Source organism: Sphingobacterium athyrii, from assembly GCF_003071065.1.
GTDB lineage: Bacteria > Bacteroidota > Bacteroidia > Sphingobacteriales > Sphingobacteriaceae > Sphingobacterium > Sphingobacterium athyrii.
The window spans coordinates 608,014-632,275 of the sequence record NZ_QCXX01000004.1 but is presented as its reverse complement, the minus strand read 5'-3'; the positions used below and the strand labels follow the sequence as shown (position 1 = coordinate 632,275).

Sequence of the window (24,262 nt, the reverse complement as noted above, 5' to 3'; positions counted from 1 at the left end):
CGTTAAACTTTAGGTTCTCTAAAAACCGATATTGACTCCGATTACCGCTCCTCTTATGGTAATAGATGAGCCTGCTTGTGTCGTATTATTATTGTAACTTGATAGATCCGGATCCAAGAAATCTACTTTTGAATACAACATTGCCGGGTTCATGACCTGCGCATAGACTTTAAAATTACTGATACCAAGTCTTTCTAATTTTGCTCTTGGAAAATTATAACCCAAACTCACGTTCCGCAACTTAATAAATGATCCGTCACGGTAATTCATGGAAGAGTTCTTCGGGTCTGCAACATCAATACCATTCAAGCCAGGTTGATAATACTCCGCGTCTTCATTCACGCCAGGGATAAAATAATCCAATTTACGCATCATAAAACGCCCACCTAGATTTTCTGCCCCGGCATTGATCATTTGCCCCCAACGGGAGAAAATAAAGAACGATAAATCAAAATTCTTATAGGTAAAAGTGTTCATAATACCACCGGACCATTTCGGGCGATAAGATCCCAAAATCTGCCGATCATAAGTTGGGTCTATTTTTCCGTCAGGTACACCATCTGGACCACTGATATCCTTTACACGAATCTGTCCAGGACTGGCACCGTATTTTGTAGCTTCGTCCAGTTCCGAGGTTTTCCAAATACCATCGTAAACATAATCGTAGGGTACAGAAATTTGCTGACCAACAAACAACCTATTATCAGCATCTTCTGTCCGTCCGTTATTCAATTGCAAAATTTTATTTCTATCCATTGACCAGGTTAAGGTTGTATTCCACTGAAAGTCGTCATTTTTAATATTGACTGTGTTCAATTGAAAATCTATTCCCCAACCGGAGGTTTTCCCGACATTGGCCCAAGTACTCGGATAGCCTGTTACTGGATTTAAAGTCATTGCGAACAATAAATCGTTCGTTTTTGTCTTAAAGAAGTCCAAAGCACCATTTATCCGATTATTAAAAAAACCATAATCAACCCCTACATTATACTGTGTGGTACGTTCCCAACCCAACTCAGGATTGGCCATTTTCTGTGGATTCGCTGCAGAAGGATCTGATGCCACATACCCCGAACTCGAATTGTTTGCATTCCAATTATAAAAATTTTGCGTCAATCCGCCCTTTGTACCATAGGCACCAATTGCAGCATTACCTACGACACCAGCTCCCAAACGTAATTTTAAGGTGTTGATAAATTGAGCATCTTTCATAAAATCTTCTTGGTCAATGCGCCATGAAGCCGCTACCGAAGGAAATGAACTCCACTGGTGTCCTGGAGCCAATACCGAAGATCCATCCCAACGCACAAAGGCAGTTAACATATAACGGTCTTTATAGCTATAATTAGCACGGGCCATATAAGATTCCATCTGAACTTCTTCTAGCCCCGTTTTCCAATTGCCAGCGAGACCACCAGAATTGATATTATACCATAATTCTCTTGCACTATAGACATTAGTCGCTTTCATTTCACTAATTTCAAGATTCCTTTTCGACGAACTTTGCAATAATGTAATGCCTAGATGGTGATCTGTTCCAAAGTCCCGATCGTAGTAAATTAAATTGTCCAAGGTCCAAGCAAGATTCCTATTAGTCGAGTAAGTCACAGCATTATTTCCGTCACCATTAATTCCTGCGGCCGCATTCGCCAAACCCAAACGGTAATATCTAAACTCAGGACCAAACTGTATCCGATATCTCAACCCTTTCAATGGCGCATAAATCTGTCCAAAATCCAATTGACTAAAGAAACTACCATTAGCACCGAAAGTCTGACGTTGATTGGTATTATTTGTCAACTCGTTTATTGGATTGATAATATTTACTTCTCCTGCCGCGGGATTACGAAGGTAGTTCCCGTTTTCATCGAAAGGTACTGACCATGGCAACATACTACGTAAAGCTGAGTAATAATCACCAGCACCAGTTACGGATTTAGAAAAATTATATCCATAGTCTTGATCGGAGAAAAAAGCATTTAATGAGGCCCCCATCGTAAACCACTTCGTCGGAGTCGCCTCAAAACTTACTTTTGAAGTATATCGATTAAATTTTTGTCCCGGTTGTGTTGCATCCTGCTTGAGATAACCAAATGAACCATAACCTTTCGAATTCTCCCCACCCCCAGATATGCTTAAAGTATGTTCTGTAGACAAGGCATTTTTTCGTCCTGCATCCGCCCAATCGTAATTCCCGACAAGACTTGGATCCCAAACCGTATTATTGTTAGTCCAACCTTTGGCAATATTAGCCCATGAAGCCGGAACTTTCCCCCATTTCTCGTAATCTGTTTTATAGTCAGGTGTTGTGGTGCCGAAATTTGCCAAACGCGCATAGTCCAACCACTCCGCAGCATCCATATATTCCGTTACATCGTACATCTTTTCAAATGTTGCTGTACCCGCATAATTTAATAGCAAACGCCCTTTTTTTCCTTGTTTGGTTGTGACCAATACCACACCATTGGCTCCTCTGGATCCGTATACGGCTGTTGCGGAGGCATCTTTTAGAATATCAATAGTTTCGATGTCACTTGGATTAATATTATCGATCCCGCCCGATTGTATGACCATTCCATCAATTACATATAGCGGATTTTGATCTGCATTAATGGATCGGACTCCCCTAACTTTTATACTACCTGTTGTACCTGGCCGTTGATTCGATGTAATATCCACACCCGCAACTTTACCTTGCATCGCCTGCAATGCATCTTTAACCGGCATCGCTTTGAGCTCTTTTTCTCCCACACTGGCAATCGAGCCCGTCACATCTTTCTTTTTCATCGTGCCATAACCAACCACAACCACTTCATCCATGACATCCACCTTCTGTGTCAAGACAATACTGAAATTATTTTGACTACCAACGGAAACTTCTTTGGGTTCATAACCAAGACTTCTGAATGTCAATGCATCAGATGAAGCTGCATTGATCGTAAATGAACCGTCGGCATTGGTTTTTGCCGTCATGGCTTTTCCTTTCACCTGTACGGTCACACCTGGGATAGGCAAACCCTTTTCATCATTTACCTTTCCAGTCCTAGTGGTTTGAGCAAATAAATTCAAGGTGCACAGCATTGCCATAAACAGCAAAAAAGTGTACCTCTTTACATGATGATCAAACCTAATTGTTAAATAGTTTATCATTAAAGTATTATTTAGGTATTATTTTATTTTTTCCCTTGTTGACCTTCAGTAGTGAAAATCAATTTTCATTATAGCGAGCTAATGAAAAAGCTGTATGATCTTTACCTATTTTTTAATAGGCAGGTTGACTTAAAAAGATTATCAAGATTTCTCTCAGGCTTATAATGATGGCTAAAAATAACAGGATGATTTATAATAACCATCCTGTTCAATCCTGTCATTGGCTGGCGCCAAAAATAAAAAAATCGCCCTTAAATACTAAGGGCGATGCAATTCATTAAAATATCAATATCCCGGATTCTGGGTATACAAGCCCGGGCTATTGTCGAGCTCAGATTGTGGTACTGGGTATAACACATAGTTTACTTGAAAAGCAGACATTTGTTTTGCTACATCGTCCTTCGTGATCCAAGCCTTCATAACAGATTCGACTGTTCCGCTACGTATCAGATCAAACCAGCGTGTTCCCTCACCGATAAACTCCCGTCTCCGTTCGTCCATCAGCTGAGATTTAGTTACATTGGTTAGCGCTGTTGTCAATCCAGCGCGTTTTCGAATTTGATTAACAACCGCATCCACATCCGTCGTTGTAGAACCAGAAGCACCATTCAATACACATTCCGCTTTTAATAGCAATAGATCTGTATAACGAAACACAATGTAATTGATGGGCCAATCCATTCGATTTGCTGGTACTTTAGTTAAATCAACAAATTTTTTTACGAAAGATCTTGTCTCAACAACGTTACCATAGGTATATCCTTGCTGAATACTGAACGTTTTCCTGCCATCGCCTGCATCATACTGTTTAAGCAAGTCTTCAGATACTGGTCTAATCGTCAAGCCCCCTTGTGTGGCTAGCCCGAGTGAATTGAACCAATTGTCCGGTACAAGTACCCAAGGAAAGGTTGCCCCAACAACAGGATTAGCACCGCTCGAATATTCAATATTAAAGATCACTTCCTTGTTGCGCTCATTACCATAATCAAAAATACTATTGTAGCTGGCCAACAAACTAAATTCATTACTTGTGATCACATCGTTAAATTGCTCCGAGGCTTTCGCCCATTCATTGCTATTCAACCCAGCCCCATCAATGCCTAAGTCAGGTCCTGATCGCGTCATATAAACCAATCCCAGCAGCATTTTTGCAGCATATTTATTGACACGTCCTTTATCTGTCACCGCATACGCACTGGGGGCAGGAAGCGCATTAATAGCCTTGTTCAGATCTTCAATAATCAATGCATATAACTCCTCGACATTGCTCCGCCCAATATTTTTAGCTTGGCTGGCGGATACAACTTTGTCGATCAGTGGCACCTTTCCAAAGTATCGAATCAAATCAAAATAAAAAAATGCACGTAGAAACCGAGCCTCGCCTTCCATTCTATTGCGAAGACTTTCATCCGTGATGGCTGTAGTCCCATTCGACGAAAGTTGCTCCAAATAATTGTTTACCCGAAATATACCATTGAAATTTGTTTGCCAAGCTTCAATTACATAGGGATTACTGGCAATCGTTTTATGAAAACTGTTGATTCCTTCCCAATCACGTACACCGCCATCGGATACCGCGTACAGGTTATCCGATCGTGTCTCGGAAAGATTCATCAGACGATCAGGATATCCTCGCGTACTGTTATAGATGGCATTCAATCCTTGAATAAAATCGTTCGCTGTCTTAAAGTACGTATCTGAAGTTGCATTCGAAATTGGTTGCTGGTCCAGATCCATTTTGCAAGATCCCAATAGACCTGCGATCAACAAAAATATACTCAATTTTTTCATCGTCTTAAAAATTTACGTTTAAACCAAATGTTACTGTTTTTGGAATTGCTAAGCCTCCATAATCACCTGCTTCCGGATAATCAGTACTTCCACTTAAATTCGTATTGGACGATTCTGGATTTACACCACCGTCATACTTGTCTTTTCCCCAAAAATTCTCCAATGTCACGAATAAACGGACTAAACTAAGTTTGGACTGACTCCCAAGTTTCAAGTCTCTCATATTATAACCTAAAGTTACATTGCGTAGGCGCCAGTAATCTGAAGAATACAGCCAATCTGTATTTTTAATCCGTCCAAAGGTTGAATAGGCTTTTCCCACACGACCTTCTCCTGGATCATCTTCTGAACGCCATCTATCCCGATAGAATCCGAGTGCATTGTCCGATGCCCCTTGGCCCGTACGTCCCAGTGCTCTACCCAACAAAGAATAGATATGCCCACCATTTTGCCCTTGGAACATAAAGCTCAAATCAAAATTTTTATACTTAAAGTTGTTGGTTATTCCCCACGTATAACTGGGGTTTGGATGTCCCACGATTACACGATCATTAGCATCGATCACGCCATCACCATTGGAATCTACATATTTTGGATCACCAGCCTTTTGGCTGCCATACAATGCCGCCCCGGCATCAATGTCTGCTTGACTCAGTATACCATCTTGTTTAACGACATAAATACTGTACATAGGTTCACCAATCCGTAAAAGGCTATGTTGGATATCAAACGAAGACGGGATTAAGATTTCTTTTTGTTCACCATCAAGTTTTGTTACCTTGTTGGAATTATGACTTATGTTAAAAGAGGTGGACCATGAAAAATCGGACTTTCTAATCTGATGTGAAGTAATCTCCAAATCCCAGCCTTTACTTTTCACTTCACCGGCATTATCCAAATAGGAGGAAAAACCGGTAGCCAGCATAGAAGGTACATTTAATAATAAATCACTGCTCTTGCGTGTATACCAGTCAAATGAGCCAGTGATACGCGAGCCCAATAAGCCAAAATCCAACCCTACATCATAGGTCCTGGATTTTTCCCATTTCAGATCTGGATTAATAATATTGCTTGGAGCCTGTCCAGATGCTGACAAGCCATTTAACGAATAATTATAAAATCCCAATAAGGCAATGCTACTGTAATCACCAATATTATTATTTCCTGACTCTCCATAACTTCCGCGCAATTTCAGCTCATTAATAAAGGAAATCGGCTTCATAAAATTCTCCTCTGACAAACGCCAACCCATTGATAGCGAAGGAAACCAGCCCCATTTTGTGTTGGATCCGAAACGTGATGAACCATCCCGCCGAATGCTTCCTGACAAAAGGTATTTTCCATCATAGGCATATTGCACCCGTCCAAAATAAGACAACAAGACACTTTGCGTCGCCCCTGTTGTGGCTACCGTCGCGACCGCACCATTTAAGGTTGTAATGGAGCTATTGGTGTAACCTCCCTGCGAGGTTATTGAAGAAGTTTCAAGCTTATCAAAATTATAAGCCTGCCCCAGCAAAGCAGTAATATCATGTTTGTCAATATTGAGGTGATAGTTTAAGGTATTTTCATTAACGAATGTCTGTTTCCGATACACATTATTGGATCCGTAGGTAGCCTGATTCGGGTTATTGGTTCGATTAGCTAAGGTACCGCCTACTGTGTAGGGCTGAAATCTATTGCTTCGGCTATCGGTTTGATCCAAATTGACCGTTGTCTTAAAATTCAAGTTCTCCAAAATATTGTACTGCCCATAAACTGTCCCCAATAAACGTGAAATTTTATTTTCTCCGATATAATAGTTCAATTTTGCAATTGGATCATTTGTCGACGTGCTCCAAGGATATTTTTCATTGTCAAAAACGTTCACTGTCCCCGCAGGATGGTCCTGCACAGGTGACATGGAATAAATCTGATGCATAATATTATCTTTTCCTTCCACACCGGGGTCATTCCCAATAGAATAAGTTGGAGCTAGGTTTAAGCCAAATGCAAACTTTTTATTGGGTTTCACTTCAACATTGGCTCTCGCGGTATAATTTTTATAATCCAGGCCTTTGACAATTCCTTGCTGATTGAGATAATTTCCTGAAACATAATAATTGACAAACTCCGTCGCACCCGAAGCCGCAACTTGATAGTTTTGAATTACCCCTTTCCGATAAGCTTCGTCCTGCCAATTAATAAGGTAAAGCCCTGGGTGTCCCGGCTCTAGCCATCGATCATCGTACATATAGGTTGTATTGTATGTCCCATCGGCAAGGCCTAATATCTTCCTTCGTTCAGCATTGCTTTGGCTGGCCAGCCTTCCTGCTCCCGAGGCTTCCCACTGTGCATTAATCATCTCGACCGCTCTATCTATCCATTCTTCTCCATTGAGCATATCCAATTTCTTATAAGCCTCGGAAATGCCTACATATGAATTCAGACTCACTTTAGCTTGGCCGCTCTTACCGCGCTTTGTTGTAATCAAAACGACGCCGTTTGCAGCTCTAGATCCATAAATCGCAGCTGCAGATGCATCTTTGAGCACTTCCACAGATTCAATATCATTTGGGTTCATATTATCCAAAGGATTTCCCGAAGCATAATTTCCCGAACCATTCTGTGAGGCCGTCGACAATGGAAAACCATCAATGACATACAAAGGTTCACTTCCGGCAGTGATAGACCCCGATCCCCTAACCTGCACACTTAACCCTTTTCCTGGAACACCAGTGGATTGCTTAACCCGCACCCCAGACATCTGCCCGATCAGGGCCTGATCAACCCGCGCAATAGGACGCTCATCGAGATTCTCAGCATTAAATTTTGAAACTGGAGCAATAAGATTAGTCCGTTTTTGGGATCCATAACCAATGACAACGACCTCGTCAAGCGATTCTTGTTTAGGTGTCAAGTTCACTTGTAAAAACGAGAGGTTAGCTACATTTAGGGTTTTAGTGAGGTATTCTATCGAAGTGAAGGTAATTTTATCCCCTGGCTTGGCAACGATACCAAATTCACCATTTTGATTCGTTGTTCCACTACCTTTGCCGTTGACAAGGATAGTCACTCCGCTGATAGGTTGACTTTTATCGTCAACAACTTTTCCCTTCAGCAGTTCTTGAGCATATAATACCTGAGTCAAAGCCAACTGGGCCATTACTACGGTACCATATCGTAAGATATTTTTCATGGGTTGAAGTTTAAATTGTTATTTGTGATTTATATTGGTAACTGGAAGTTATAGTATCTCTTTAAACTAACTATCCTGAACTTACAGGCTCTTGTGTATCCAGCCTGTTACAGAAACCAAAAAGCCCCATAAATGGGGCTTTCTGCAACTATTATTTTTTTTAATGTAACAGGTTCATCGTCTTCAATTCCAGCTACAGCTCCATATAAACTTCTTGCCATGGCGAAAAATTGACCAGTCAAGGATGATTTACAGTAAATACATCCAATCGATTTCCCCTAATAACTCCACAAAGTCACAGGGCCGATCAGACCACTTTCCATTGGTTTCCAATCGCTGGCATCAAAGTTTTTATAGTTGATATTGACAAAGTTTATTTCATGATAATTACGCCAGGCAAATTTTTGCTGATCCAGCTGACGAATACGGTTTGCCATTAGATTAGCAACCTCGATACGGATTTTATTTTCTCCATTGACCAACCACTTGGTGACATCCTGTTGAAAGGGTATCGACCATAAAATACCCGCATCCTTTCCATTAATAAATACACGAGCACTTTCAGCAACACGCCCAAGCTTCAACAGGTAAGATTTCGATTGATCCTTCTCGATGGAAAATGTTTTCTCATACGCTGCGGTACCCGAAAAATTGATCGCATCCTTGTCGCCCCATTCCGTCCAGGATGACAGTCGACCGATTTTTCTAGCATGCGGTAAAACAGATCCTCCTGAAATAAAGCTCACTTTCCAATCATGATCCAATTGAGTCACTTGAATCAATTCATCTTGATAGCGGAATGGTTCCACGGCTTGCTGCTCAGAAGCCAAAATGATCCAAGAATAACCCGAAGGAATCTGCACCCGTATTTTACCATCCCTTGATGGTAACTTAAATACTCTTCCCGTCTGCGGATCCAAAAAAGAATAATATTTAGCCTGAGCATTTAGCGTCATACTACGATCCACGGTCTGCCCGCTGTGATTGACCAAATAATAATACGTATCCTTACCAGAGACTCTCCTTGAAAATTTCAACCCTGTTTGGTTAATTCGTTCGGGTGCGATCTGTTCTGTTTCGAGGGCTGAATTGACATCCGTCGTCAGATAGATTTTACCTTTTCCAAAAGCCGTATACTGGTTCGCATTATTTTTTTCAAAACCAAGCGACGTAATTAATTTATTGAATAGCGCAGTGCGTTCATCCAATTGATTATACCCACGTACTTCCTGCGGTAATTGTTGGAAAATGACAGTTGCTCCTTGCTTCGCCATTTCTAAAATTTTCTGAAGCGTCACTTCGGAAAAATAATGACAGGCAGGGATATAAATCGCTCGATACGGGATCGCATCCTTCGAAGTCTTTAGTTTTCCGTCGTTTACAGTTGTTCCCGCCAGAATTTTATCTGTGGCAAAATCAAAGCTATACCCACGTTTCTGTAGTTGAACACTTTGTTTATAAAATTGCGTTGGGTGCAACCACTCGTCAACATCATGAACCTTCAACGCTTTATCCATCCCCTTGGCATTGTTCCAAATATCGTAAATGGGCCAATACACCAACAATTCATTGTCGGCACGACTGGACTGTAGAATGGATTGGACACGTGTAATATATTGGTTCAAACCGGATAGGTGATCCCAGAATGAATTTTGGGGAACAAAGTTAACAGACGCATAGAATAACCAACCCGGAAAGGGAACATTTTTAGGCGAATAGGTTGTCCCATGGTAGAACACATGATTCACCCCCGCCAGGAATAATTGTTCAACTTCGGGTTTCGTTTGTGACAAGGAGGTTTTAAAATGTTCCGTCAACCAAGTGAACGTCTCCGAAGAAGTATATTTCTTCCCATACACATTTGCTGCTGAGGTTGCAAACTTAGCCATTATTGGATCCGGGTCTACATTACGAATATCGGCAGTGTCACGTCTTAATCCGGGAATAGCAAAACTACTGGAACCGAAGGTTTCACACTCGGGAATATCTGTATCGGCATATAAATCAATCAGGTTTCCTGGAGATCCATGCGCTTGATTTTTTGAAATCGCTTGATAGCGATGGGCAAAATCTGTAAATGGGATCAAAAAGTTGTTGGCCAGTAACGCATTTACAACTTCACGATAATCAGATTTTAGACGTGCTGTTTTATTTTCATTTCCTCCCTTTCCTGCAAAATCCAAAAGATTATCCTGCAGTTTATATCCCTTTATTCGTTCGAACGATTGTAAAAATTCATCTGTCCAGTTCGCGCCATATACTTCGTAGCTATCATTAAAAAATGCGCGGACATTTAATTGTTTTCCATTGAAAACTTCTGCAAACCTATTAAAATAAGATGCGACAGATGTTTTACCCAGGTGGTCTAAGGTATACCCCTCGCCACCAGGGGCTGCACGTTTCACTTTTTGCCCCGTTCTTCCTGAGAATACAGCCAATAAACGTACGTCGGTCGGCGCTTCCCAAGTTCCATCGGTATGTGAACTGTAATCATCCAGATTAATTTCGCTATTATCGGATTTAAATGCGCGTAAAGCTTGCAGGAAAAAATAACGTTGTTTGGGGTCTTTTGGTTTCAAAGGGAAAGTAATTTTTTCACCTTTTTTCAATTCAAATTCATCCAGAATCAATTTTGTTGCCGCATCCTTTTCTTTGATTTGAGCCCCCCCAAAAGGCCAACCTGTTCCCAAATTCATGTCTACCCCCATTCCCAAGGCATTAGCCTTATCTGTTGTTACACCCAACATATTCATCCATTGGGGAGAAAGAAAGGTCAAATAATTGGATTCAAACCCTTTTGCACCATAAATAGGCGTTATCTCAACACCGCCAAACCCACTTTTTTCAAACAAGGTTAATTCCCGTTCGAGGTTAGTTCTGTCCACCGCTGAACCGAGCCACCACCAACGCGTCCAGGGTTTCATTTCTTTGGTAACTGCTGGCCATAAATCCTGCGCCATCGTTCGACCGAAAGCCAACAGATTACAGGCAAGCACGAGTGATATATAGATTTTCTTCATGTTAAAATTGGCCTAATCCATGTGAAATACTTTTTTCAAATTTATCGAAACTGGGGAACGATCCGGATTTGCGTCCATGATATCATGCATATAATCCCACCACTGCTGGACAATCGCTTCCTTGCCCAATTCTTGCGAGGAATGCCCTGAAAGATACTGAACAGCAAATAAGGTATCCGTCTCCTCATCCAAAAAAATACTGTAATCAGATACTCCATTTTCGCGCAATAAGGCTGTTAATTCCGGCCAGATCGCATTATGTCTCCGCTGATACTCCGCAGACATGCCTGGTTTTAATTTCATCTTAAATGCTATTTTCTCCATTTCGAGTTATTAAACTATTTTAGTGTTACAGTATAATCCTAATTAACCAACACCTGATGTATATCGGCTTCGATAATGCTCAAGGTCCCTTTGGCATTGGCATCATTACGTGCCACGCCATCATCAAGCTTTTTACCGCCCATTTCTACCTGCTTGTTTTCCTTTGCAGTAAAAGGCGCATTTTTAAGTTTTATGGTTACCTTTTCGCCCCTAGTACGCGGAAACGAAAGTGTACAGTAGCCTAAAGTAATATCCGTATTTCCATCAAAAACAAGTTTGTTGTCTACGAAAATCTGTAGCGGGTAGGATCTTGATCTAAAATTATTTAATTTCAGATCGATCTCATCAATGTCGGACTTTTCCTGTAAAATGTATGTTATCCATGCTGTGCCCAACTGTCCGTCATTGACCCAATCCGACAGTTCATTGTCGTCGTAGGATTGTGCTGCCTTCTCTGAATTAGCGCCAGCGGTAGCCGCACGGATTTTAAGGCTTTTTTTCAGCTGTACCAGAGTAGGTTTTTCTGGACTTGGCCCCCGCTCTAAAAAAGAAGGTAAATTTTCAGTAGATTCTTTTACAAAATAATTCTCCGTCTTTTTGATAGGTTGCACCGTCCAGGCGACTGAATCTGATAAAAGACCATTAGCTGTCGCCTTCAACAGTACTCGACCCGATTTATCGTACTGTGTACGAAGTAATACACGATTTATACCTGCCTCCACCGGAAGTGATTTGGCCAAAATATAATTATCGGGTCCCTGTGCGATACCACCGCGCCAATCCATCGGCCCATCTAAGTTGAAATCAATCGTGTTTGATGCCAACGGGCAACGTACGCCATTCTTGTCGAGCACTTCAACTTCCGCCAATACCATATCGTTACCATCAGCAAATAAACCATTGTTACCATGTTGCGCCGTCAAACGGATTTTATAAGGTTCGCCGGCTGTCCTTAGCTCTTTTTTGTTCAACAACTTTCCGTCTTTCGTAAATGATTTCGCAGTCAATACACCGGTCTCAAAGTCAACCGCTGGAAAACGGTATAGGAAATTATAGCGTTTTTCTGCTTCACCTTGGATCTTGCCATTTACGGATAATTCAACACGATCAGCAGCGGAGACGACTAATACATCCTTTTTCGTTCCGGGAGCATAGTTCCAGTGGCCAACAAGATGTAATCCCTTTGGATCTGGATCAATCCAACCATCCCACATGACCTGATGGGCGAAGTAAGCATCTTTGGGAATACGCATGGCATCTACCTCGCCACTGCGTCTATAGTTTTCTTTTCCTCTAAAATGGGTATTGGAATCCGAGAAAATAATATTGACGCCACCTGAATTTACGCGATCACCAGTACCGGGACGCATTTTCCAATACTCCCACCAACGATGGACCGTCTCCACGACATAACTATCTTGGTTTCTATTATAGTCACTGGCGTCAACACCCTTGTAAAGCGGACCTTCACCATCCTTGTGAAACGGATAGCTCAATTCGTCCCAATATTTACGTAGGGCTTCATCGCGCATGTATTCCGTTGCAATCATCGGGTGACGGGCACTTTTATTGATGTATAGCATTTCACCACCATATTCAGCTAGCTTACTATCCAACATTTCACGTGAACCAATTGCCCGTCCGCCAGCTGGATCGTATTGATCCCGGATGGCTTTCATCTCCGCCATATGCTCCTCAGAAATGGACTCATTTCCACATTCATAAAACAGAACACTGGGACTGTTTCGATAATAAATAATTGCATCACGCATCAGTTCTGTCCGCTGTTCCCAGCGTCTGCCTTGGGTATCTTTTTCGGCATCTCCAGCAGGTAACATTTGCATTAGTCCCATGCGATCACAAGATTCAACATCCTGTTTCCAGGGGGTTACGTGCATCCAACGAACAAGATTGGCATTGCTCTTAACCATCAGCCCATTGCTAAAATCACTCAACCAAGGGGCTACAGACAAGCCGACAGCAGGCCACTCATTACTGGTACGTTGCGCATAACCCTTCATCATCAAAACTTGATCATTTAGATACACCATTCCATTCTTAAAAGCTGTTTTTCGAAACCCTGTTTTCGTTTGCACAGCATCGATGGTTTTATTGTCCTGTAAGATTTTTGTCGTAACCGTATAGAGATAGCCATAACCCCAGCTCCAAAAATTAACCTGATTCAAGGCTGAGTTCATGGTCAATTGTTGTGTTTGATTCGCAGAGAGATTAAACTTTTTTGAGAAAGTTTTCACCAACTTTCCCTCTGCATTATGTACCTCGGCAACAAAGTTGACTAAGCTCGATTTATTGGTTTCATTTTTCACCTCCGAAGAAACAAAAAGGTCCAATGTCTTTTTAGGGATGTTTATATTTTTCGCATAGACATAAACACCCGTAGTCTTTAAATTGGAATACAAAGGCAGGGTCTGATAAATTTTGGAAGCAAAGTGGATCAATACATTTTTCGGGATCCCACCATAGTTGGCGTTAAAGTTTTTATCGTTCCATTGATAAGTACTGTTTGTTGCCTTTTCCCGATAGCTCCAGCTATTGTCAATGCGTATCGCCAAGATATTTTCGCGATCACGATCAATCAGATCTGATAGATCAAATCCGGCGGCCATGACACCATTTTCATGACGTCCAATAAATTTCCCGTTAAGGTAAAACTCTCCCCCAAAGCGAATTCCTTCAAATTCTAAAAATACTTTATCAGAAGTAATGCCCTTAGGAATACGAAATTTCTTCCGATACCAAACAATATTTGCAGAAAGGTCATGTATCGCTTTTGCAAAAGCTTCATCTTCATTCCAAGCTTGAGGCAAGACAACTTGTTTCCATTCCCGGTCATCGATCTCAGTAGCAGAAGCATCGCTTACATCGCCAATGTGATAACGCCAATCGGCGTTAAAACTAAGCGTCTTCCGACCCGATTGTGCATGAGTGTCACATAAAAGCAGAAGACAACAAAAAATAAATAATAACCTTTTCATCTTATAATTATTTTCAATGGCTGATGTTGGACCGGTTATAATAAATCGGATTAATTTGACATCATTTTATAAACCTCTGTACCCCCCAATAAAAAACAACCCAAACCGTAATCTTCAAAATCCGGTTGACTGGAAAAACTGACAGGTTGACCATCTTTAGGTTCTTTTCCCGTTCCTTGTAAATAGCCTAAGAAGCCTGAAGGGTGTACCGCTTCTGCTGTCATTGCTTTCCACGCTTTTTCTACAACAGGTCGATATATTTTAGCATCCAGGAGACCATTATTGATACCCCAGGCCATACCATAAACAAATAATGCCGTTCCTGAAGTTTCACGCCCGCCAAAATTAGTGGGATCATGCAGGCTTACATTCCAGAATCCATCCGGTCTTTGAATAGGAACAAGCGCTTCCATCAAGGCTTTATAATCCGCCATATATTCCGCACGATGTACTTCGTTTTCTGGGATTAACGAAAGTACCCTGACCAAAGCCGCCACGACCCATCCATTACCACGTGACCAATAACAATCTTCACCGTTTGGTTCTTTATAGGGCGGTACAAAATCCTTATCGCGCCACCAAAGTTTGTCGACCTTGTTATACAGGCCACCACCTTCTTGCGTTTTTGAATGATGATACATTTTATACATGTAATCAAAGTAAGTTTGATCCTTGGTCATTACACCCAATTTAGCATAAATTGGCATAGCCATTTGTATCGCGTCAATCCAGGTCCAATCGTCTACTTTGCCAGATTTGATAATGTAATCTATATTCGCTTTAATCTTCTGGATACGCTCAGGTTTCTGTTCAATCTCATAGAGATCAAGATAAGTTTGCCCACAGGCTTGGTCATCGGCATTTCGAGTTTCTACACCATTGCGCATACCCCATTCATGTTTATTTCCCCAATCCACCGCGTAATTGTAGTAGTCATTGTTTTTATCAATCTGATACAGTGCCATGAGACCTTCGTAATAAACGGCTCTGGTCCAGATATTACTTGGCCGCCAACGGTTGGTATAGATGGGTTTGCCCGTGTCTGTCCATTTATTCATGAAATAGCGATTGGTTAACTGCAAGGATTGAAGTACATCCCCAGCGGTGATTTCCTTCTTCTGTTCGACTACTTTTTTCGTCGATGAACAGGCCGAAAGGAAAAACGCAATCAGTAAAGTTGCTGTATACGTATTAAATATTTTCATGTTTTTCTTGCTATAATTATTCATAACGGGAGTTCCCTTTTTTTCTGAAAGTGTCTGATCTTATTGGCCAGAAAGAACCTTCTTTCGCTTTCATTGCTGTTGGTGTCTGTGAAGTCATGAAGGTTTTTGAGCGAGCTGCTCGTAGGGTATCACACCGACCCTTTTTGCCCAATTTTCATAGATCTGAACCATTTCGTGGTATATTTTTGGAAAAGTAGCCGATAAGTCTATAGTTTCACTCCTATCTTTTTCGACATCATACAAATACCATTTGTTTTCAGGGTAAGACGAGACAAGTTTCCACTTTCCTTTGCGCACCCCTTTATTGCCCTCATGTTCAAAACAAATCTCCCTATTCGCAGACCGCTGTCCTTCCGTCCAAATAGGAAGCAGGGACATTCCTTCCATCGGTTTGATCGTGTTACCGGCGTAGTTCTTTGGGTAGTTTGCACCCGACCACTGCGCCAAGGTGGGCATGATATCGATCAAATGGGCCGGTAGATCAAACTGTTTTCCCTGCGGCAGGAACTTTGGCCCATAGGCGATAAAACCAGTTGCATTGCCTCCTTCAAACTCCCAATGCTTGAATTTTTTGAAAGGCGTATTACTGACCGCGGCACCTTCTATTCCATAGGCGGTAAAAGAACGTGGGTGGCTGGCCGGAAATTCATTGGCAGCCCTAATATCAGCCGTGAATCCAGTATTGGTTATTGTTTCATTGCTCGCGCCATTATCGGAGAGGAAGATAAAAACAGTGTTTTCCAATTGTCCTTTCGACTGGAGATAATCAACCAATCGCCCTACATTTTGATCCAATTCGTCGACCATCGCCGCGTATACAGCCATCTTCTCATCCCATTTTACTTTTTCCTCCCAGCTGCAATCGCTCCATTTTCGCAATGCGGTATCCATTGGAGACAATTTGGTCGTTGGTGGCAGTACGCCCAGCTGCTGCTGTTTTTCAAAACGCCTTTCACGGACAGCATCCCATCCTTCCATATATTTACCGCGGTACTTTGCGATATCCTGAGGTTTGGCATGTAAAGGCCAATGTGGAGCCTGAAAAGCTAAGTACAGGAAAAAGGGGTTCTCTTTTTTAGTGTCTAGATGCTCGCCAATAAAAGTCATCGCATAATCCGTGTAGGCATCCGAGCTATAATAATCTGCTGGCGGAACAATCGCTTCATTGTCCAAGGCTATCGTCAATTTTTGGTTGGGCCGATAAGGTCGGTTTTCAAAATAGCTGTTTGCCCCATCAATCAGTCCATAATACCGTTGAAATCCACGTTGTAAAGGCCAATTTTCTTTCTCCTGCCCCACATGCCATTTCCCAGCCATATAGGTTCCGTAGCCTGCGCCTTTTAATAGTTCGGCCAAAGTCACTGAAGTTCTATTTAGAAACCCCTGATAAGCTGGAAAAGGACGCTTATTCATCATATCGCCAACCCCTGCCTGATGTGGATATAAACCTGTCAATAAAGAAGCTCGGGATGGACAGCAACGCGAAGCATTGTAAAAGTTGGTCATCTTAATTCCTTCTTTTGCCATTCTGTCCAGATTTGGGGTTTGAATTTCAGAACCAAAACAACCCAAATCGGAATAGCCCATATCATCTGCCAAGATCAGAACAATATTTGGCCGTTGCTGCGCATGCAGGGTCAATCGTGTCAACAGAAAAAAGAGACACAGCGTAAATATTGGTTTCATCATACTACATAAATTTCTTTAGCCCGATTTTGGGCTGTGCTTTCAATTGTTCGGCGACTAATTTGGCATTTAGCAAGGCCCCCGCTTTAATCGTGTGAGTCGCATCCTTCGGATCAAAAAATTCCGTTTCTACTTTCTTTTTTCCAAATGTTTCATACTGAGCAATAACAAGTTCCTGTAATGGAATGAAAAATGCCCCAGCCTGTTGCGCAGCCTCCTTAGCCCATAACGCATAATCTGATCTACGAACCTGATTTCCTTCCCAAGCATTGCGCGGAATTGGCGAACAGATAATTGCTGTCGCCCCTTTATCTTGAATATTTTTCACAAAGCGTCGCAAATAGAAACCATAACTATACACGACTTCATGTTGCTTCAACAATGGATTATACACTTCCTGATACTCGTCACCATTTCCCTTTATCGTTCCACGAGCCCGCAACGTATCCACAATGGGACTTGAATCATTGTGTCCGAATTGCATAAGCACAAAATCACCCGGCTGTATGCTATCCAGTACTTTCTGCCAAAGTTTGGGGTTGTTATAAAATGTCCGGGTACTTGTCCCTCCCAATGCACGGTTCTTGACGTTGATTTTATCCGATTTAAAATACTGGCCAATAAAACTTCCCCATCCCCACTGTCCGTTTGAACCGTTTCCTTGCCCATTTTTTACCGTGGAATCACCAATAATAAACAAGGTCGGTTTATGCTGCTGTCCCAAAAAGGACATGCTGATTACCGCAAAAAGGACCGCAGCCCATGGCAACAATTTCAATTTCATCTTCTTTATTATTTAATATATTGTATTAGCTGACTTTTAATCCTACGAAATCCTTCGACAACCGATAAAGCATTTTCGCGCGCGCCATCCTTATTCGTATGGGTATGATCCCCAGGAAAATAGCTGGATTTTACCGCTTCAGGGCCAAGCCGATCATATTTATCTGCAGTAATACTGTTCAGATCCAAAAAAGCGACGCCCTGTTCTTCCGCGATCTGCTTTGCCCACAATCCAAAATCCTTATCTGCCCGCTTCACTTTACCTTGATCATCCCATTGGTTGCGCGGAATCATGGATAACAAGATCGGTGTTACACGCTTTTTCTTTGCTTCAATCACAAAACGACGTAGGTTTTCACCGTAAGTACGTACGGTCTCTTTCTTCCCATTTCCCCAATCCAATACAATAGAGTCCTGACCAATCCCCCGCAGTACACCGCGATACCCCTGTCTGCTCGTATCAGGCTTACTTCCTTCGTTATGGCCAAACTGAATCAATAAAAAATCACCAGGTTTAAACAATGAGTCAACTTTTGCCCACCTTCCCTCTTTGACGAATGTCCTTGTGCTACGCCCTGCCATCGCATGATTATCTACTCGGACACGTGTAGTATCCAACAGTTCAGGAAGCAATGTTCCCCAGCCCCAATACTCCTTATTACTATTCTTCACAGTCGAATCACCTATAAGATAAATCGTAGGCTTATTCTGTTGTTTTGCAAAGGATATCAAAAGAAAGGCTGTCAAAGCCATCCCTATCCATTTTATTGTATGCTTCATGTGCTAACTTATCTATTTCTTTTTACTCTACCTATTTAAATCGTGCACTTCCAACCCTTCTATTTCTTGTGGGTGAACTTGACCAGCTGAATATTCGGTTTAACCGGACGATCCATTCCTACACCAAGGTAATAGCCCGTATGTGGCGGTTGATTATAGCCTACATTCTGCCATGTTACACTCAAGCGATATTGTGGATCATGCATGAGTGTATATACGCGTTGCTCTGTTGGGATCGTCGTTGTATAGATACGGAGATTCTGGTTATCTTCTGAACGTAAGACCAATTCTTCACGCCAGTCGCCAAAGATATCGGCGCTCAGGTTGGGTGTGCTTTTAGTGCCATTGATCGACGATGTTCCCATAGCTGTAAAGATTCGTTCCGTTTTCCCATTTTGATATTTTTCAATATAGTTGCTGTTTAAAAGCTCACGGCTTAAATCAGCATCCCACCAGATCAAAAAATTGGTCGATCTCGGAGCCCGCCCGACAATATTTCCCTTGGTATCATACTTGTCTTTAGACCCCAGCCACCACAGATACGCTCCTTTACGATCGGGATCAATATTTGCAGCAACACCGCGAGGAATATCTTGGTCTCTTGCACTTTGAAACAATATGGCTCCCGTTTTGGCATCCAACAAGGCTACCCCCGTCCCCTTTCGTCCCCCTTTCAGTTCATGAATTCCAAAAATCTCCAGTCCGGGCCTTTCAGGATCCAAGTCACTGACATGCAATGCATCGCCATGTCCCAATCCTGTACTGTACAGTCCCTTTCCATTATCATCAATAACCATCGACCCAAAGACAATCTCATCTTTACCATCTTGATCTACATCAGCAACTGTGAGGTTGTGATACCCCTGACCGGAATAAGGGTCTTGACGAACCTTGCTGTCGAATACCCAGCGGCTCACTAATTTTTTATCTTTGAAGTCCCATGCCGCCAAGGCCGTTCGTTCATAATACCCCCGCGTCATCACGACACTCGGATGTATGCCGTCCAGATATGCTACGCAAGCTAGAAATCGATCGCTACGATTGGCATTCGTGTCTCCCCACGAACGCAGATCCCCACGTTCAGGTAGATAATCCACGGTACTTAGCGCCTTGCCCGTCAATCCATCAAACACGGTTAGATATTCAGGTCCTTTCAATATGCGGCCTACAGTTCTTGAACTTGATACGGTATCACGCCAATCGGCTTTTGGATCACCAATAATATGTCCCAGTGCATCTTTAGTACCATCCGCAGTTTTACAAACCAATTCTGCACGGCCATCACTATCGAGGTCGTACACCATAAATTGAGTATAATGTGCTCCTTCCCGGATATTTTTACCCAAATTGATTTCCCATAGAAAGGTACCATCTAATTTATACGCCTGAAAAATAGGTTCTGAAGTGATCCCATTGTGTGCATTGTCATGTCCAACACCGGTTTGATGAACAATAAGTTCATACGTCCCGTCGCCATCCAAATCGCCTACAGAAACATCTCCTGGCGTATAACCTTTGGGGGTGCGTAACGGAATATTCAGGTATTGCTGTACTTTTTGATCTTTGGATAAAGTAAGTTTAGCAACTTCCTTTTCTTTTCCTCCCGCCACAATATCCAAGGTGTAGGTTACATCTTTACTCAGGTCAACATGATCGTCCAAAAAATTGGTACCCTTTGTTAAAGGTGCGTTATTCAATTTTTTCTGTATACCATTTCCTTCCTGCCGATAAATAGCAAAGGCCGAGTCAAAATCGTCGGTACCCAGCAAACGCCAACTCAAAAACACGGCGTTATCCGTAGTTTTTACACCGACCATTCCGCGATCTAAAAACTCCATTTTGCGTTGGCCTGAAACGGCAAGAGAACCGATCAATGCTCCTGTCAAAAGAATAAGTTTTGTTTTCATCATTCAAGGTCTACATCAAAGCAATATGCTGGTACATATTATTGCTTTTTATTATTAACCGTTACATTGTTTAGGATAAAATTTTTAATGTACTCCTTATGAATAATAGGATCTTTGCTCGCACGGACATGCATATTTTGAAATGTAAAATCCGACAGTACATATTGCTCCGAATTGAGCACATCAAAAACAATGTCGCAATCCAGATCAATATTACGCAAGACAATATTTCTCGCATAGGACATTTTGATATCTTTCTCGCCCTTTAAATCAAAAAATTGGGTCCAAGGTTTGATAAACAACATACTATTGACATTTCCTTTTACATTTTCAATCAAAATATTTTCATATTCCTGTGGTGTATCCGGGCGCATCTTAAGCTGTAACAGCTTACGCGCTTTATCGAGCGTGTTGTTTCTAAAAATCACATTGTAACTATGAATTGATTCACTTCCACACGTCAGTGCACTATGACAAAATCCAAAAAAACAATTTTCAATAATGATATTTGAATTCGGGCCGTTGTTAGGATCCTTATCAGACTTGGGCCCTTTCCCACCTTTCAATGCGATCGCGTCGTCGTTGACGGAAAGATAACAATCCTTAATCAATACGTTACGGCAGACATCCAAATCAATCGCATCAGAACTAGGCGCTTTAACAGGCTCCTTTGGCGCTGAAATATGCAAACCGATCAATTTGAGGTTTTCACATTTGTAATAATGTGAGGTCCAGAAAGGTGAATTGATCAAGCGAATACCCGAAATCTGTACATCTTTGCTATTGGATACATAGAGTAAACGCGGGCGCATCTCGTCCATATTTGTACATTTTGGGTTAAACTGCCGTCTAAGCCAAAAAGACCGCCAGTAGCGTAACCCATTTCCATTGAGTGTACCCTTGCCTGAAATTGTAAAACCATCCACCTGATCTGCATTGACGAGCGCCATAAAGTATTTTACTGTTTGCCCCTCCATACGGGTTTCAGCCAATGCAAAATCTGCGATATCATCACTTCCCTTTAGTACAGCTCCCTCTTCCAAGTACAAATGTGTCTTTGGTTTAAAAAATAATGACCCACTCAAATAGATACCTTTAGGTACAACGACCACTCCCCCACCACTGGCATAGGCTTTATCAATTGCTTGCTGGATTTTGGCCGTTTGCACAACGGTGCTATCTGTCGTTACACCAAAATCCGTGATCAAAAATTTCTTTCCGAGCGTTTCTATGTTGGTCGATTTTATCGTCTCAAACCACTTTGAGATTGCTGTTCCATCTGGGAACTTATCCTGCGCCTGCGCACTTGACAAAACCGCAATTGATGTTAGTAACTGTAAAAATCGAAAGAATTTTTTCATAATATTTAGTTTATAAACATGTTTTCCCTAGCCCAACAATTAAAATTCATGTATTGAAAAGCTTTTAAAAATTGATTAGCGCATTAAAATATGCTTAATGAGTAGCTAATCTAAAAGTATCAACATTTTTAAGAAGAGCTGTCCTGTAGTATCCTGAACAAACTAGATACACAGTCAGCAAGCGCTCATTTTTCCTGACAGTGAGCCTAATAGCAAGGTTTCAAAGCTTTTCGTAATATATTTGTTATAGAATCCCTATCACCAACTCCCTACTAACTTATCACCAACTCCTGACTGTAACCACCTTGAGTCCATAGTGAGTCCACGTTGAGTCCACCTTTTAATTGTTTAGATACCATGTTGACGTCGTTTTAACAACTCGCTTGCAGTCAGGAGTTGGTAGGAATTTGTACATAACTTATCCGCAAGAAAGCGTTTCCAAACCACCTTGTACTGTCCTGCTTTGCAAAATTAGGTTCTCCTATGATTGTTCTTTATTTTTAACAATTATTGCTTTGGAGCAATTAGCGCTAGTACCTCCTTCAGAACACATTACTGATCAATTATGACATATAAATCAATCTTTACAATCATTTTATTATCAATATCCTTTGTTGGCTTAAGCTTTGCGCAAACAGGCAAGCTCGCACAGGAAGAGATCAACATTCAGGCTCCTTTTGAAATCCCAACGTTTAAGGTTCCCAATTTCGAGCATTGTAAAAACTACGATATCCGCGATTTTGGTGCACGCCAAGGCGATAAGGAAAGTACGGCCACTGCAATAGCTCAAACAATTGATCTGGCGACAAGAGCTGGAGGGAATGTCATTATTCCCCCAGGTGAGTGGATAACTAAGGCTATACACTTAAAAAGTAATGTCAACTTACATGTCAGTGCAGGAGCAACGTTATTATTTTCGGGAGACCCGAAGGACTATCTGCCTGCTGTTCACAGTAGTTGGGAAGGATTAGAATGCTATAATTACTCCCCGCTGATCTATGCTTACGAAGCGACAAATGTTGCCATTACTGGCAAGGGAACCATAAAAGCGGATCTTACTGTTTGGGAGAAATGGTTTCCAAGACCGAAACCACATATGGAGAGTATCAAAAATCTCTATAATTGGGCGCAAGAAGGGATACCTGTCGAACAACGCCTTATGGTCAATGATACATCCAACCTTAGACCGCAATTTATTCAATTCAACCGTTGCCAACAGGTTCGGGTAGAGGATATCAAAATCCGAAACAGTCCTTTTTGGACCTTACACCTCTACTTAACGAAAGATGTCCTTGTACGTGGGATCGACATCTATGCTCATGGTCATAACAATGATGGGATCGACCCAGAAATGAGTGAGAATGTATTGATTGAGAATTGTATTTTTGACCAAGGTGATGATGCTATTGCATTGAAATCGGGCCGGAATCCGGAAGGCTGGCGATTAAAAACACCAACAAAAAATATCGTCATCCGCAATTGTGAAATCCGTGACGGTCACCAATTACTTGCCGTTGGGAGTGAGCTATCGGGTGGCATCGAAAACATCTATGTAAATAATTGTACAGTATTGCCTAATGAGAAACTCATGCATTTACTGTTCATCAAAACCAATGAACGTATGGGCGGTTATGTCAAAAACATTTATTTTTCAAATATTAAAGCCCAAAATGTAAAAGAGGGAATCCTTGGGATAGATACAGATGTGCTCTATCAATGGCGCAACCTGGTACCAACCAAAGTAAAAAAACTAACGCCAATATCGAATATCTATCTTTCGAACATCCAAGCGGAGGTGGGTCAATTTATTTCAAAAATCAACGGCAATTCGGAACTTCCCATTCAGACGGTTCAATTGAAGGATGTACGACTCAAAAAAATAACCTCAACTGCAGTCCAAAATCAATATGTTAAGGATTTCTCCTACAAAGAATAACAGACCATACTGAATTGGTTTCCAATCTCTCCTCATTAAAGAGATTCGCACCATGAAATCATTCAATAAACCTGATACAATAAATCTTCATACATAAAAAAGGGCTTTTCTATTAAATAGAAAA

13 protein-coding genes are annotated in these 24,262 nt (G+C 41.6%); 1 reads left to right on the top strand and 12 read right to left on the bottom strand.

Translation table 11 applies throughout. From position 1 onward, the window contains the following. Positions 1 to 18 precede the first annotated feature (18 nt). The 12 genes from DCO56_RS17050 to DCO56_RS16995 all read right to left on the bottom strand — a co-directional run bounded on the left by DCO56_RS17050 (position 19) and on the right by DCO56_RS16995 (position 22,202). Positions 19 to 3,150 carry a SusC/RagA family TonB-linked outer membrane protein gene (locus DCO56_RS17050; protein WP_219929409.1) on the bottom strand — a complete coding sequence of 1,044 codons (3,132 nt, stop codon included), beginning with the start codon at positions 3,148 to 3,150 and terminating at the stop codon, positions 19 to 21. Positions 3,151 to 3,435: 285 nt separating this feature from the next. Further along, entirely contained in the window at positions 3,436 to 4,941 is a 1,506-nt protein-coding gene (locus DCO56_RS17045; protein WP_108634947.1) for a RagB/SusD family nutrient uptake outer membrane protein, read from the bottom strand. 4 nt (positions 4,942 to 4,945) lie between these two features. Beyond that, the gene (locus DCO56_RS17040) at positions 4,946 to 8,119 is read right to left on the bottom strand and encodes a SusC/RagA family TonB-linked outer membrane protein (protein WP_108634946.1); all 3,174 of its coding nucleotides are present in this window, start codon (positions 8,117 to 8,119) and stop codon (positions 4,946 to 4,948) included. A 278-nt stretch (positions 8,120 to 8,397) separates the two neighbouring features. After that, entirely contained in the window at positions 8,398 to 11,139 is a 2,742-nt protein-coding gene (locus DCO56_RS17035; protein ID WP_108634945.1) for a glycosyl hydrolase, read from the bottom strand. Positions 11,140 to 11,151: 12 nt separating this feature from the next. After that, positions 11,152 to 11,463 carry an L-rhamnose mutarotase gene (rhaM, locus tag DCO56_RS17030; protein ID WP_108634944.1) on the bottom strand — a complete coding sequence of 104 codons (312 nt, stop codon included), beginning with the start codon at positions 11,461 to 11,463 and terminating at the stop codon, positions 11,152 to 11,154. A gap of 38 nt (positions 11,464 to 11,501) precedes the next feature. Continuing rightward, positions 11,502 to 14,459, bottom strand: coding sequence for a DUF4982 domain-containing protein (locus tag DCO56_RS17025; RefSeq protein ID WP_108634943.1), 2,958 nt, complete (start codon positions 14,457 to 14,459; stop codon positions 11,502 to 11,504). A gap of 50 nt (positions 14,460 to 14,509) precedes the next feature. Beyond that, positions 14,510 to 15,664, bottom strand: coding sequence for a glycoside hydrolase family 88/105 protein (locus DCO56_RS17020; protein WP_108634942.1), 1,155 nt, complete (start codon positions 15,662 to 15,664; stop codon positions 14,510 to 14,512). Between the two features lie 114 nt (positions 15,665 to 15,778). After that, entirely contained in the window at positions 15,779 to 17,374 is a 1,596-nt protein-coding gene (locus tag DCO56_RS17015; RefSeq protein ID WP_219929408.1) for an arylsulfatase, read from the bottom strand. 1 nt (position 17,375) lies between these two features. Next, complete coding sequence (locus DCO56_RS17010) at positions 17,376 to 18,155, bottom strand: rhamnogalacturonan acetylesterase (protein ID WP_108634941.1); 780 nt, start codon at positions 18,153 to 18,155, stop codon at positions 17,376 to 17,378. 8 nt (positions 18,156 to 18,163) lie between these two features. Then, entirely contained in the window at positions 18,164 to 18,934 is a 771-nt protein-coding gene (locus tag DCO56_RS17005; RefSeq protein WP_108634940.1) for a rhamnogalacturonan acetylesterase, read from the bottom strand. Positions 18,935 to 18,993: 59 nt separating this feature from the next. Continuing rightward, complete coding sequence (locus tag DCO56_RS17000; protein ID WP_245935857.1) at positions 18,994 to 20,844, bottom strand: rhamnogalacturonan lyase; 1,851 nt, start codon at positions 20,842 to 20,844, stop codon at positions 18,994 to 18,996. A gap of 35 nt (positions 20,845 to 20,879) precedes the next feature. Continuing rightward, the gene (locus DCO56_RS16995; RefSeq protein WP_108634938.1) at positions 20,880 to 22,202 is read right to left on the bottom strand and encodes a rhamnogalacturonidase; all 1,323 of its coding nucleotides are present in this window, start codon (positions 22,200 to 22,202) and stop codon (positions 20,880 to 20,882) included. Positions 22,203 to 22,767: 565 nt separating this feature from the next. On the opposite strand from DCO56_RS16995, the gene DCO56_RS16990 reads away from it, so the two are divergent. Continuing rightward, positions 22,768 to 24,138 (top strand): glycoside hydrolase family 28 protein, encoded by a 1,371-nt coding sequence (locus DCO56_RS16990; protein ID WP_108634937.1) that lies wholly within the window; start codon positions 22,768 to 22,770, stop codon positions 24,136 to 24,138. The last annotated feature ends 124 nt before the right edge of the window (positions 24,139 to 24,262 follow it).